The 14054-nt window shown below is 48.3% G+C and carries 14 protein-coding genes; all 14 read left to right on the top strand.

Annotated elements, in window-relative coordinates:
• The first annotated feature begins 12 nt into the window (after positions 1 to 12).
• The gene (locus FHS16_RS09225) at positions 13 to 921 is read left to right on the top strand and encodes a Gfo/Idh/MocA family protein (protein WP_312890814.1); all 909 of its coding nucleotides are present in this window, start codon (positions 13 to 15) and stop codon (positions 919 to 921) included.
• Positions 922 to 960: 39 nt separating this feature from the next.
• Positions 961 to 1254 (top strand): Gfo/Idh/MocA family protein, encoded by a 294-nt coding sequence (locus FHS16_RS09220; RefSeq protein ID WP_183561158.1) that lies wholly within the window; start codon positions 961 to 963, stop codon positions 1252 to 1254.
• Positions 1255 to 1667: 413 nt separating this feature from the next.
• Positions 1668 to 2096, top strand: a complete 429-nt coding sequence (locus FHS16_RS09215; protein ID WP_183561157.1) for an organic hydroperoxide resistance protein — start codon at positions 1668 to 1670, stop codon at positions 2094 to 2096.
• A 293-nt stretch (positions 2097 to 2389) separates the two neighbouring features.
• Positions 2390 to 3733, top strand: a complete 1344-nt coding sequence (locus tag FHS16_RS09210) for a GGDEF domain-containing protein (RefSeq protein WP_183561155.1) — start codon at positions 2390 to 2392, stop codon at positions 3731 to 3733.
• 123 nt (positions 3734 to 3856) lie between these two features.
• Positions 3857 to 4873 carry an NAD-dependent epimerase/dehydratase family protein gene (locus FHS16_RS09205; RefSeq protein ID WP_183561153.1) on the top strand — a complete coding sequence of 339 codons (1017 nt, stop codon included), beginning with the start codon at positions 3857 to 3859 and terminating at the stop codon, positions 4871 to 4873.
• 2 nt (positions 4874 to 4875) lie between these two features.
• Entirely contained in the window at positions 4876 to 5937 is a 1062-nt protein-coding gene (locus FHS16_RS09200; RefSeq protein WP_183561151.1) for a dihydrodipicolinate synthase family protein, read from the top strand.
• Positions 5938 to 5954: 17 nt separating this feature from the next.
• Positions 5955 to 6635, top strand: coding sequence for an L-serine ammonia-lyase, iron-sulfur-dependent subunit beta (gene sdaAB / locus FHS16_RS09195; RefSeq protein ID WP_183561149.1), 681 nt, complete (start codon positions 5955 to 5957; stop codon positions 6633 to 6635).
• On the top strand, positions 6632 to 7546 hold the full coding sequence (gene sdaAA, locus FHS16_RS09190; protein WP_183561147.1) for an L-serine ammonia-lyase, iron-sulfur-dependent, subunit alpha: 915 nt from the start codon (positions 6632 to 6634) through the stop codon (positions 7544 to 7546). The genes sdaAB and sdaAA overlap by 4 nt, the downstream gene beginning before the upstream one ends.
• Entirely contained in the window at positions 7546 to 8382 is an 837-nt protein-coding gene (locus FHS16_RS09185; protein WP_183561145.1) for a M20 metallopeptidase family protein, read from the top strand. Before sdaAA ends, FHS16_RS09185 begins: the two co-directional genes overlap by 1 nt.
• A 79-nt stretch (positions 8383 to 8461) precedes the next feature.
• Positions 8462 to 9034: a TetR/AcrR family transcriptional regulator gene (locus FHS16_RS09180; protein ID WP_183561143.1), complete on the top strand. Its 573-nt coding sequence runs from the start codon at positions 8462 to 8464 to the stop codon at positions 9032 to 9034.
• A gap of 131 nt (positions 9035 to 9165) precedes the next feature.
• Positions 9166 to 9846, top strand: coding sequence for an NAD-dependent epimerase/dehydratase family protein (locus FHS16_RS09175; RefSeq protein WP_246431671.1), 681 nt, complete (start codon positions 9166 to 9168; stop codon positions 9844 to 9846).
• A gap of 384 nt (positions 9847 to 10230) precedes the next feature.
• The gene (locus FHS16_RS09170; RefSeq protein WP_183561141.1) at positions 10231 to 11748 is read left to right on the top strand and encodes a spore germination protein; all 1518 of its coding nucleotides are present in this window, start codon (positions 10231 to 10233) and stop codon (positions 11746 to 11748) included.
• A 22-nt stretch (positions 11749 to 11770) separates the two neighbouring features.
• A complete protein-coding gene (locus FHS16_RS09165; protein ID WP_183561138.1) occupies positions 11771 to 12937 on the top strand; it encodes a Ger(x)C family spore germination protein in 1167 nt (388 codons plus the stop codon).
• Positions 12938 to 12944: 7 nt separating this feature from the next.
• Entirely contained in the window at positions 12945 to 14054 is a 1110-nt protein-coding gene (locus FHS16_RS09160; RefSeq protein ID WP_183561136.1) for a GerAB/ArcD/ProY family transporter, read from the top strand.

Raw genomic sequence — 14054 nt, 5'->3', positions numbered from 1 at the left:
GAGAGAATGACAATGCTTACGCGTAAAAAAAGAATCGGCATCATTGGGCTGGATACTTCTCACGCCAATACATTCACGCAGTTGATTAACGACAGCGATCATGCCTTACATATCCCTGGCGGACAAGTCGTGGTCGCATTTCCCGGGGGATCTGCTGACTTCGAATTGAGCAGCACGCGCATTGGAGGGTTTACGGACCAAATGAAAAGCCGATCAGGGATTAAGATCGTCGGCTCTCCCGAGGAGGTCGCGGAAGCTAGCGATGCCATTCTTCTGCTTTCTGTTGACGGACGTGTACATTTGGAGCAATTCCGCAGCATTGCTTCCTATCGGAAGCCGGTATTTATCGATAAGCCGATGGCGGTCTCGAGTACACATGCGAATGCGATTGCAGCGCTGGCAGAAGAGTACGGCGTGCCGTTGATGAGCTGCTCAGCGCTTCGTTATGCCGAAGGTTTAACGGAGGCTTTGACGGAGGAAGCGGCAGGCGAGGTGATTGGCATGGATTGTTACGGCCCGATGGCTCTGCAGGCGACTCAACCGGGCCTTTACTGGTACGGTGTGCATATGGCGGAAATGCTGTTCAGAACGTTAGGGAAAAGCTGTACGAAGGTAGTAGCTGTGACGACTAGTGAACATGAACTTATAAGCGGTGTATGGGAGAATGGCATGGTCGGTACGATTCGCGGCAACCGAAGAGGAAACGAAGCTTTCGGAGCACTTCTTCATCGGGAGTCGAAAACATGCCATATCGATGTATATGGACATCCAAAATCCTATTACGCCAGCCTTGTGGACAAAATCATGCGTTTTTTTGTGACAGGTAAGTCTGATATTGCGATGGAGGAAACGCTGCGCATAATGCGGTTCTTAGAGGCAGCCAATGAAAGCCGCGACACCGGTCGGTTCGTATATTTATAGGATGCATTGAATCCTATCATCCAGAGGAGGCGTGTGCTGTTGCATAATGAGCTTGAATTAAAGGTTGCCGTGCTCGGAGCAGGCGCCATTGCGAATGAGCATTTTGATGCGATTCAAGCTACAGACGGCTTATGTGCTTGTGCTGTTGCGGATGTTCAATGGGATCGAGCATCCGAAATGGCGAAGCAGCATGGCGTGAACGCTTACCTCGATTACCGAGAAATGATACGAATCGAGCAGCCGGATATCGCAGTCATCGCTTTGCCGCATTTTTTGCACAAGGAATCTGCTCTGTTTGCTGCAGAGCATGGATGCCACCTGCTATTGGGGTGATTGCCGTTCTTGAAGCTGTATACCAATCCGTGATGACGGGGGCGGAACAGAAGCTTTGAGCGGACTAAAAAGCACGACCGCGCAAAAGCATTGTTTGGAGGGATGAACCGTTATCAACTATGCGTTTAAATGGAATAGATTGGTTATAAATGACGAGGTTGTCCATTGCCGCAAGTGGCTATTGGACAAACTGAATAAATGGACAGTATGTCGTAATGGATGTATAGCATTTGTACCAACAGAGGTCTCCTCACTTGACGAGACTGCTCGCCTGATGGAAATACGGAGAAAATAATGAAATGGCGATGCCAAGGAGATTAATGCGGACGAGCAAAAGCCATCTTATTGCATGGTTGGATAAGATGCGCATGAAGTGTGAAAAATAAATCAGTCAAATGGAAGGAGATATTATTATGATATCAATGGAAAAGAAATTGTACACGGCTACAGTAAAAGTTGAAGGTGGAAGAGAAGGTAAAGCAGTTTCGAGCGATGGGAATCTTAATTTGGACTTAAGATATCCGAAGGAGCTAGGCGGACCAGGCAATGGAGTCAATCCGGAGCAGCTGTTCGCTGCTGGTTTTGCTGCATGTTTCGAAGGTGCGATGGGAACTATTATGAGGAAAAAAGGCATTAAAGCGGAAGGAATCTCGATAGATTCAAATGTTTCACTCGGTAAGGATGCGGATGACGGGTATGTGCTTGCAGTTCATTTCGACATTTCAGTAAAAGGCGTAGAGATTAGTGAGGCTCAGGAAATTGTCGATGAAGCCCATAAAGTTTGTCCTTATGCTAGAGCAACTCAAGGCAATATCGAAGTCATAACGAATGTGATTGGCTAACGTTTACTTAAAAGTGGCGTCGGGTGGTTTTCGCTTGCCCATAATCGCATGAAACATGCTACCATAGACCAAAAGTGAAAAATAGCCGTACAGGTATAGGCACCCTGTATGGCTATTTTTTTGTGCTTTCAATTCTTTTGGTCGAAATAGTGCTTTCTCTCCAGTGAACTTCATTCTTTTGGTTCTGGGACAGCTCATTATTGTTGTCATTGTACTGGCATCCAGCAGTATGCTAAGCTGCTTAAAAGACTTATTAAAGATGATGTCTGTAAATAATGGGGGATTAAATATACATGAATCACAGCACAGAAAAAGGGATAGCAATCGGTATTATTGGCCCTGAAGTGTTGGTCAATCGGATGATGAAGGTGCTGCAATCATTTCCGTCTTTCCGTCCGATAGCGAGCATTTACAAGAAAGAGGAGGAGGCAGCGGGGCTGGCTGCAGAAATAGCCAGCGAGGCGGAAGTCATACTGGTATCGGGGCCGCTCCCTTATCATCGGATTCGGGAAGAAACAAGCTTGGATGTTGCGCTTCATTATGTACCATTAACAGACACGAGCTTCTACCGGTCGTTGTCCCGATTGAAAAATGCGCTTGAGCCAGAGAAGCAGCTGCGAATATCCATGGATACGTTAGGGAAAACAATGGTTGCCAAATCATTGCAAGAAATTAATGAATCGCGCGTGCAGACGATTCTGTACAGCGGAACAGCTTATCCTACGATTGAAGCGTTGATTGGCTTTCATGTGCAGCTGTTCGAATCAGGAGCGTGCGATGCGGCAATGACAGCTGAAGCGGCCGTTTCTGAAGCGCTAACGGAGCGGGGGATACCGAATGAATGGATCATCCCAACCGACCAGAACATTACGGTTGCTTTGGAGAGGGCGCTGCTATCAACGGAGACCCGGCAAAGCAAGGAAGCGCAAATCGTAGTCGGCTTGCTTAATATCGACCATTTCGAGAAGCGTATTCATACGCATACATCGGAGCATGAGGTACAGAAGTTCAAGCTGGAGATTCATCGGATGCTGCTTGATTACGTGGAATCTTTGGACGGTTATTTGACCCATCTTGGCGGAGACGAATATTTGTTTTTCACGACCCGCGGCATATTTGAGAGGGAAACCGGCGGCTATAAGACCATTCCGCTCGGCAAGCATGCCAACCAAAAATTCGGCTTATCACTCAGCATCGGCATCGGATTTGGCCGTTCTGCGAATGAAGCGGGCACCCATGCGAGATCTGCGCTGCGCAAGTCGAAGGACGCTGGCGGAGATACTTGTTTTATTGTTAGGGAAGACAAGACATTTATTGGGCCGCTTGCGATGGCAGACCCGATTGAAATTACATTATCGATGACCGACGCGGCGCTGATTAAGAAGGCCGAGGAAGCGGGCATGACTTCCGTTTATTTGAGCAAAATGCTTGCGCATGTTGCGCGAAGCGGCCGCGTTGATTATATGGTGCATGAGCTGGCGGCCATTCTTGGTATTACGGCAAGAAGCACGCACCGGCTTGTTCTTCAGTGGATCGATTATGGACTGGTCCGGATCGCTGGGGTAGAGAAGGTTCCCAAAGGGAGGCCGCGCCAAATATTCAAGCTATCCTTCTTGGAAGATAAAGTGAATCATTAACCCGAATTTTCGATATTCGGGTTTTTTTTTAAGATATTAAAAGACAATTAAAAGATTTGTCTTTTAATTATGGGATCTCTATGATGAAGATATCCTCGCATCTGGAAGGGAGTTATTTTTCAAATGAGAACCATTGCACAGCTCGAGGCCAAACTGGCCGAACCGTCGGAAGCACTCATAAACGATATGAAGGCACTCAAGGGAGACATTCTCCTATTAGGCGTTGGAGGGAAAATGGGGCCGAGCCTGGCTAGACTATTGATGAATGCGCTCAAAGCTGCCGGCGTAAACAAAAAAGTGATCGGAGTATCGCGATTTTCAGAGGCGGGACTTCAGGCACAGCTTGAAGCGGAGGGGATCGAGACGATTGCTTGCGATCTATTCGACGATGAGAAGCTTCAAGCTTTGCCGGATATTGAAAATGTCATTTACATGGCGGGGAACAAATTTGGCACAACAGGCAACGAGTCATTTACATGGGCGATGAATGCGTACTTGTCGGGCAGAGTAGCCGAGAAATACAAGAATTCACGCATTGTCGTATTCTCCTCGGGAAATATCTACCCGTTCACACCGGTCGGCTTCGGAGGCGCAAGCGAAGCGGTGGCGCCGTCGCCAATTGGGGAATATGGTCAATCTTGTCTGGGACGGGAGCGGATATTCGAGCATTTTTCCAAAAAATACGACATTCCAATGGTTGTTTATAGACTCAACTATGCGATTGACATGCGCTACGGCGTGCTGCTGGAAATTGCAAAATCCGTCAAGAACGGCATACCGATCAATCTGACGATGGGACATGCGAATGTCATTTGGCAGGGAGACGCTAACGAGATTGCGATTAGATCATTGCTGGCTTGCGAAGCTCCGGTAAACGTTCTGAATGTCACAGGCCCGGAAACGATGTCGATTCGATGGGCAGCAGAAGAATTCGGCAAGAGATTCAATGCGGAGCCGATCTTGGAGGGCGTGGAAGCGGATCATGCGCTGCTGAACAATGCATCCAAATGCCATCAGCGTTTCGGTTATCCACGGGTATCTTTGCTTCAAATGATTGATTGGACAGCCGAATGGGTAGAGGCTGGCGGAGCAACGCTTAACAAGCCGACACATTTCCAGGAAAGAAAGGGGAAATTCTAAGCATGTCTACTCTCCTATCGCAAGAGCAGGCGCTCGCGCTTTATGAAGGGCTAGTCATTCCTGCGCATCCTCTGGCTCTTAACGAGCACAGGCAATTGGATGAGCGGCACCAAAGAGCGCTTACCCGTTATTACCTCGCTTCAGGCGCGGGCGGCATTGCTGTTGGCGTTCATTCGACGCAATTCGAAATTCGCGACCCGCAGCATGGATTATTCGAGAAAGTGCTTCGTTTGGCCTCGGAGGAGGTTGAGGCCGCGAAGCTCTCCCGTCCGTTCCTGCGAGTCGCTGGCATATGCGGGCGAACGGAACAAGCGCTCAGCGAAGCCGCCATCGCAGCAGGCTTCGGATATGAAGTCGGGCTGCTGAGCATGGGCGGGCTTCAAGGCTGGTCGGAGTCGGACATTTTGAAGCGCACGGAAAAGGTAGCGGAGGTTATTCCCGTAATCGGATTTTATTTGCAGCCTTCAGTAGGCGGTAGAGCTTTCAGCTTCGAATTCTGGCGTGCTTTCGCTGACATTCCCGGTGTGATTGCGATAAAGATGGCCCCGTTTAACCGTTACCAGACGATTGATGTCGTACGCGCCGTATGCTGTTCCGAGCGCAGGGATCAAATCGCATTGTATACGGGCAATGACGATAATATCGTCAATGATTTGTTAACGGTTTACCGGTTCCAGGTGCAGGGCAGAATGGTTGAGAAAAGAATCGTCGGCGGGCTTCTTGGACACTGGGCAGTATGGACGCATAAGGCCGTGCAGCTGCTAGAGGAAATCAAACATGCGCGGATACAAGAAAGCCTGTCGCCGGAATGGCTGGTTCGAAATGTTGAAGTAACAGATTCGAATGCCGCATTTTTTGATCCGTCACACGGCTTTGAAGGATGTATCCCCGGCATTTACGAGGTTCTGCGCAGGCAAGGTCTTCTTAAAGGGACATGGTGCCTGAATCCGCACGAGGAGCTCTCACCGGGACAGAATGAAGAAATCGACCGGGTTTATTCGGATTATCCGCATTTGAACGATGATGAGTTCGTAAGAAGACATCTTTCTGATTGGCTTAAATAGGAGGTATCGACCCCGATATGCGGTTTAAAGATGTGTTTTCCATTATTGGTCCCGGTATGATCGGCCCGTCCAGCTCACACACGGCAGGAGCGGTTCTGCTTGGCAGAGTAGCCCGCGGGCTGCTTGAAACAGAGCCGATAGAGGCTGAAATCATATTTTACGGCTCTCTTGCTGCCACCTACAGCGGGCATGGGACGGATTTGGCCGTGACAGCAGGATTGCTCGGATTCGATACGGATGACGAGCGAATTCCGGAATCGCTGGAGATCGCAGAATTATCGGGGATGACGGTTGGCTTTCAGACGAGCAGCGTGCCTGCCGTTCATCCGAACACATTGCAGATTAAGTTGTCCTCCGGCAATAGGGGATGCCAGATGACGGGCTGCTCTATCGGGGGAGGAAATATCGAAGTGATTGAAGTGAACGGATTCGATCTTAAGTTTACGGGCAATTACCCGACGCTTATTGTCGAACATACCGATCAGCCCGGCGTACTCGCGAACCTGACAAGGCTGTTAAGCGAGGCTAGCGTTAACATCGGCTATATGGATGTTGACCGCAAGGCCAGACAAGGCCATGCGGCGACGGTTATTGAGACGGATGGCCTGATTCCCAAGGAGCTGCTCGGCAAAGCGAAGTTACTGTCGCATGTGAGAAGCATTCATTATATTGATTTGAATGGCGGTGCTTCAGAATGAGGTTCAGTTCTTTGAAGGAGCTCGCAGTCGTTTGCGAGAAAGAGGGCAAATCGATTTGCGATATTATGCTGGAAGACCAAGCTGCGGAATCAGGGCGCTCCAAGGAGCAGGAATGGGAGAAAATGAAAGCATATTACGGCATTATGAAAGACGCGGCTGCGAAAGGCATTGTTTCTGAGAAAACATCGCGAAGCGGATTAACTGGCGGCGATGCGAAGCGGGTGCATGAATATACGAGGAATCCGGATGCTTCGCTAGAGCCCTTCACCGGTCTTGCCATGGCCTATGCCCTCGCCGTATCCGAGGTGAATGCTTCAATGGGCCGCATCGTTGCGACACCTACGGCAGGATCCTGCGGCGTTATTCCCGGCGTGTTCGTAAGCAGCCAGGAGCGTTTCGGCTGGGATGACGATCATATGGTAAAAGGGCTGTTCAGTGCGGGTGCCATCGGCTATATCATTGCCAACAATTCGTTTATCTCCGGAGCCGAAGGGGGCTGCCAAGCCGAGATTGGATCAGCAATCGGAATGGCTGCAGGCGCCTTAGTCGAGTTGAAAGGGGGAACACCGGCTCAAGCGGTGCATGCGGTTGGGCTGGCGCTAAAAAATACGCTTGGCCTGATCTGTGACCCTGTAGGCGGCTTGGTGGAAATTCCTTGCATTGTCCGAAACGGGTTTGGGGCTGTCAATGCCCTTGCTGCGGCCGATATGGCGCTTGCAGGCGTACGCAGCGCCATCCCGACGGATGAGGTGATACAAGTCATGCTTGAGGTGGGCAGTGCGATGCCAGATACACACCGAGAGACGGCAATGGGCGGTCTAGCGCAGACGCCGACCGGCAAGGAGATTATTCGTCAGCTGGCCAAGGACAGAAAGAAGCCGGCTGTCAGCAAAAAGGAGGATACAAAATAATGGCTTCCGCATTAAATGATCTTCCTGCCTCTGCCAAAGCGCTGGAAGGGGAGCTGGTTGCGCTACGGAAGCAGCTTCATCAGCATCCTGAGCTCAGCCATCAAGAAGTTGAGACTTCCTCCACGATTGCTCGCTTATTGGGTGGTATGGATATGAATGTACAAGTCGGAATTGGCGGACACGGTGTCGTCGCGGACCTTGAAGGCAGCCGCTCGGGACCTACCGTAGCTCTGCGTGCAGATATGGATGCGCTGCTGATTCAAGAGGAGACAGGGCTTGCATTTGCTTCCGTGCGTCCCGGGATCATGCATGCTTGCGGGCATGATGCGCATACAGCGATCTTGTACGGCGCAGCGAAGCTGCTCACGAATCGGAAGGAGCAGCTAGCCGGCAATGTCCGATTTATATTCCAGCCGGCAGAGGAAATCAATGCAGGCGCGCAGGCTATGATTGAAGCAGGCGTGCTTGAAGGCGTGGACGAGATATATGGCCTTCGGTGCCAAGCGGAGCTGCATTACGAGGAGAAGGTACCGATCCTCGTCAACCATGTCGAACAGGTGCGCATTGTCGAAGAGGCAATAGACCGCATATACGGCTACGGCAATCGAATCGAAGCGAAGCAGATACTCGCAGGCGAGGATTTCTCGCTCTATTTAAAGCATGTTCCCGGCTGTTTTTTTTGGATAGGCTCTGGGCCAACGGGTCATGCCGAGCAAGCTTACGGGCTGCATCATCCCAAGTTCGATATCCATGAGAATTGCTTGGCAATGGGATCTGCTCTGCTTGCTGGAATTGTACTGAAGCGGCTTGGAAGAACGCAGGGTGATTCGGAATAAGATGCCTAGCACGAAAAATGATGATAGGCGTAATACGTTGATTTTGAATTTAATCGATCGATCGGTTATTATATAAAATATGAGACATAAAGATGATAATAAAAGCGAAGCGATTTTTCATGCGACGATTGAGCTCTTGAATGAAATCGGATTTTCCGACATTTCGATGTCCAAAATCGCGAAACGGGCAAACGTATCACAAGCGACGATTTATGTTTATTTTGAGAGTAAAGAGGATCTCTTAGGCAAAATTTATGTGAAGGTTAAGCAGAAGATGAGCTTGCAATTGTTTCAACACTTAGATGAGACGTTGCCTACTCGTGACGCGTTCGAGATGGTCATGAGGAATATGCTGCGGTTTATGCTGGATAATGAATCCTATTTCATGTTTTTGGAGCAGTTTGCAGCCTCGCCGCTGATCGGAAAGCTTTGTTTGGAGGATACATCCTCGATGTTTATCCCTTTATTCGAGCAAATGGAGAAAGGAAAACGTTTAGGAGAGATTAAGCCCATTGAAACGACTTTTCTATTAACGTATTGCTATTTTCCGCTTGCCCAGCTCGCTAAGTCTCATTTTAAAGGACAATACGAAGCCAGCGAGGATAATCTGCAAAACATGATACGGATGAGCTGGGATGCCATAAAAGCTTAATGGCATCCTATTGTTTTTAATGAAATAACCGATCGATCGATTAATATTTGAATGTTGGTTCATGGGAAAATCATTGGATGGCTTGTTTGCAGTGGAAAATGATTGATTAGCGCGAGGGAGACGATAAAAGTATGGCCATTCGAATGGAAACGAATAAGAATAAGCTTAAAATCATTTTAACAGGCGCTACAGGCATGGTTGGAGAAGGGGTTTTGCACGAGAGCTTGGCGCATCCGGATGTGGAGCAAGTGCTGGTTATTGGTCGTAAGCCATGCGGAGTGACCGATGCGAAGCTGAAAGAATTAGTCGTTCCCGATCTTTATGATTTATCGGCCATTCGCGAGGAACTCGGCGGCTATGATGCTTGTTTTTTCTGTATAGGCATTTCGTCTGCGGGCATGAGCGAAGCGGCATACAGTCAAATCACGTTTGATTTGACGATGTATGTGGCAGGACTGGTGTCAGCTAGAAATGAAAAGATGGTGTTTTGTTATGTGACAGCAGGCGGAACGGACACCGGCAAGAGCATGTGGGCGAGGGTAAAGCGGAAAACGGAGAACGAATTGCTGCAACTCCCTTTTGAAAAAGCATACATGTTCCGCCCCGGCTATATTCATCCGACCAAAGGATTGAAAAACGCGCACCGCTATTATGCGGCGCTGACTTGGCTGTATCCCTTCATACGCCGGTTGATGCCGAAACATGTCATTACATTGAGCGAGCTTGGCAAAGCGATGGTCCGTGTCGTTCAAAAAGGCAACGATACTCCTTATTTGGATAGCCGTGATATGGCTAGGATTTCTCGTTCATAATCGCGAGCTGCCTAACAGTTTGGCGAACGGCAAGCATCGTGAAGTTCCGTCAAAAGGTCAAATCGATCGCATATATTCTCTGCTGAAATTAAGGGTTCAAAGGCAGCTTCCTCTCGTTTAGGAAGCTGCCTTTTTTGCTGTTTAGTTTGCCTATGCCGAAAATAACGACAGCAAGATTTGCATTGTTTTCATACTTGCTTATTTCTCGATTATCGATAGACAATGATCCCTTGATTGAAGGAAAAAGTGTCCACATTGCTCTTACATTGCTTTGATTTTGAGGGTTGGTGCATATTAATGCGTCAACTATCCCAATATAACGTTATCCAATTTGAACCATGTAAAGAAAGGAATGCATATTGAAGCAAAGGCGGTGCATCAGTATTGAACGTACCAGAGCTGGAGTATTTGGACAATCCCATGCTGGAAAAGCTCGAACAAGAGATGTTGAGCCTTTCGATTAAGGAAAATGCAGACGTGCTTGGACAGTTCTTTCTGGATTGCGCTGATCTTGTCATGCATGATTTCGTTGTAAGCAGAAGCAGGGCTGCGACTGTCTTTTATTTTCAAGGGCTAACGGATACGATGCAGCTCGAAATGCAGGTCATTCGACCGCTTACAACACGAGAAGCAGAGTCAGGCGAGCTGGACAGCTTTGAAGGGGTCGTTATCAGCAACAAAAAAACGGTCGAGTCTTATGGCGACGCTGTAAGATCGATTCTGACGGGACGTTCGCTGCTGCTCATTGATGGCATTAAGGGCGGACTTTCCTTATGCCTAACAAAGTTTGAAGCGCGAAGCGTGGAGGAGCCTCAATCCGAGTCGGTCGTCCGCGGACCGCGGGAGGGCTTCACGGAAACCTTATCGACGAATACCTCTCTGCTGCGCAGAAGGATTCGCAGCTCCACGATGAAAATCCAATCGTTCGAGTTAGGCAGATACTCCAAGACGATCATTGATCTGATTTACATAGAAGGAATTGCAAGGGATGAAATCGTACAGCAGATCACTGATCGACTGCTTGCCGTAGATATTGACGGAATTCTTGAAAGCGCGATGGTGGAGGAAGCAATCGAGGATTCGACTTTTTCACCGTTTCCACAAATCCAAGCGACCGAAAGACCGGATGTTGCCGTAGCGGCCTTGCTTGAAGGTCGGATCGTTATACTAACCGAGAATACGCCGATTGCACTTATCGCGCCTACTACTCTTGCTTCTTTAATGCAGTCTCCAGAGGACTATTATCAGCGATTTTGGATCGGCACGACGATTCGGTGGCTCCGATATTTGTTTTTCTTCATTGCTTTGCTGGCACCCTCGGTATATGTAGCCATATTAACTTTTCATCAAGAGATGGTTCCCACAACGCTGCTTCTGCGGGTTGCGCAATCCAGGGAGGAAATACCGTTTCCTGCGCTGCTTGAAGCGCTCATCATGGAAGTTATTTTTGAAGCTCTGCGTGAAGCTGGAATTAGGCTGCCGAAGCAAGTTGGCTCCGCAGTTAGCATCGTAGGCGCACTAGTCATCGGCCAAGCTGCTATTCAGGCGGGGCTCGTATCTGCTCCCATGGTCATGGTCGTTGCCATTACGGGTATTTCGTCATTCATGATGCCGCAATATCCAGCAAGCATTGCGCTTAGATTGCTACGTTTTCCAATCATGATCCTGTCTGGGATGTTTGGGATATTTGGCCTTATGCTATCGCTGCTGCTTATCATCACACATTTGTGCACCCTGCATTCCTTTGGCATTCCTTACTTGTCCCCATTCTCTCCATTGCGGCCAACAGAATGGAAGGACTCGCTGATAAGAGCGCCAATTAAATTTATGAAGCAGCGTCCTGGCACCTATGTTGGCAAGAACAAAATGCGACAATCGGTTTATGCCAAAACAAGGGAATGAAAGCCGGAGGAGGGTTTCAATCGTGAGTATTCCAATATGGAAGTTGGCTTGTCTATGCTTGGTTCTCGCGATATTGCCGGGATGTTGGGATCGGATTGAAGTTAATGATATGGCGCTTATCATGGCGGTTGGCATTGACAAGGCAAAGAACGAGCACATCGAGCTCACGGTTCAAGTATTCATTCCGAATCCCTCTTCAGGTGGAAGTGATGGAGGAAGTACCGAAGGACGCGTCTATACGCTATCCCGTACAGGGATGACGCTGCCAGATGCCTTGTCGGTGATGCAGAGGGAGCTTCCGCGAACTTTTTTCTGGGGCCATGCCAAGGCATATATATTTGGTGAAGCATTAGCAAGAGACGGCATGCACGACCAATTTGATTTTTTGTTCCGAGATATTGAACCGCGGGAGCAAGCTAACATTTATTTATGCCGCCAAACCGCGAAAGCGCTGCTGCTTTCGTTAAGCGATCCCAATTCCTATGAAACGTTGATTAAAATGGGTCAGAAAAGGTCACTTGAGTCTTCAACGGTCATTAATGTAGCAGAAATGATTGCATCGGAATCGGATTCCTTTACTTTGCCGATTGCCCATGCCTCATCTTTCATGTCCGCAGGCGAAGAAAAGAACATTCTTATCGTTAAGGGTGACGCGATCGTAAAAAAAAGGAAGGTGGTCGGTTATTTAGATACTGGAATGTCAGAAGGACTGCAGTGGTTTCAAAATATGCGAATGGAACGAAATGTTGGAATCGCACTAGATAATTCGCAACAAAAAATAACGATAAAGCTTAAACGAAGCAGCGTACGTGTCATTCCTTCCATTAAAAACGGAAAATGGAGCGCACTTATGAAACTGAAAATTAACGCGGACGTGGCTGATAATGCGACCAAGCTTAATCTAATCGATAAGCATGACCATTTGAGAAAGATAGAGAAGCCGTTCAACGAAATGCTAAGCAGACAAATAGAATCGGCTGTCAATCGGCTGCAAAACCAATACGATGCGGATGTGCTTGGTCTTGCAAAAGCGTTCCACCATAAGTATCCAAAAGAATGGAAGCAAAACCGACAACGCTGGAATGAAATATTTAAGTCGCTGGACATTAAGATTGAGGTTGATACGATCATTAGAAATCCAGGCATATCAAACATTAATGTACGTGTGAACAAAGGGGAAAGGAGTTGAGCTGCTCATGGATTCCATGGTGTTATCAAATCGTCAGATTTTTTGGATGATTGCAAGCATGCAAATGCTGATGCTCATATTGCTTACTTCGTCGGCTACCGTTCAAATTGCCAAGCAGGATGCCTGGGCATCCTCTTTGTTGGTCGTAGTCATGGGTACCGGCATTGCGTATTGCTGCGCGAAGGTAAGCACGCTTTATCCAGGTCAGACTTTGATTTCATTCAGTCATCATCTTCTCGGCAAATGGCTTGGGCGTTTCGTAAGCATGCTATATATTATATATTGGATCATCGTGTATGCGGCAATATTGCGGCAGTTCACGTCATTTATTATCGGCACGATTTTGCCGGAAACACCGATTACAAGCATCCTTTTGATCATGTCGCTTGCCGTCATTTACCCTGCGATTCAAGGCATTACTGTGATAGGGCGTTTAAGCGAAGTGCTAGGGCCGATTATCGTCGCAGGGGTGCTCATCCCGATCCTGCTAGCCGTCAACAAAATGGATTTAGAACGTCTATCTCCAGTATTCGGCGATAACAACGCGCTTACGGTGATGTCGGCTGCAATCCCTTCAGCTCCTTTTCTTGGCGACTGTATCGTGCTCATGATGTTAATCTCTTTCCTGAAACAGAAAAAATCCGTCATACGGCACTCTGTCTTCAGCGTTCTGCTCGCAGGCTCGGGGTTCGTTTTGTCCATATTCGCAGTACTTATGATGTTTGGGCCTATGGTCACGGGAAGCTCCCCATATCCTTTGCTGCTGCTCGTTCGTTCCATATCCATTGGCGGGGTTGTCGAGAATTTGGATGCCATAATGACGGCGATTTGGATGATGAGCATCTACATTAAGCTCTCACTCTACTTGTTCGCCGCAAGCTACGGTACCGCCGAATGGTTCGGCACAAAGAAATGGCGTCCATTCGTCTGGTGGATTTCTTTAATAGGAGGCCTGATTGCATTAATCCCACGGAACTATGTCGAGGTGTCCATTGTATTTCCGACTGAGGTTGCCGTTCCATATATTTTCCCTCTGCTTAATGTATTTCTGCCGCTGTTAATGTTGATAATTGCCTTGGCTAAGCGGAAACGTACGGATCAGCTGCCTTATGGTTGA

Origin of the sequence: Paenibacillus endophyticus (assembly GCF_014192395.1) — a bacterium.
Classification (GTDB): domain Bacteria; phylum Bacillota; class Bacilli; order Paenibacillales; family Paenibacillaceae; genus Pristimantibacillus; species Pristimantibacillus endophyticus.
This window is presented reverse-complemented; position numbering and strand designations above follow the sequence as displayed.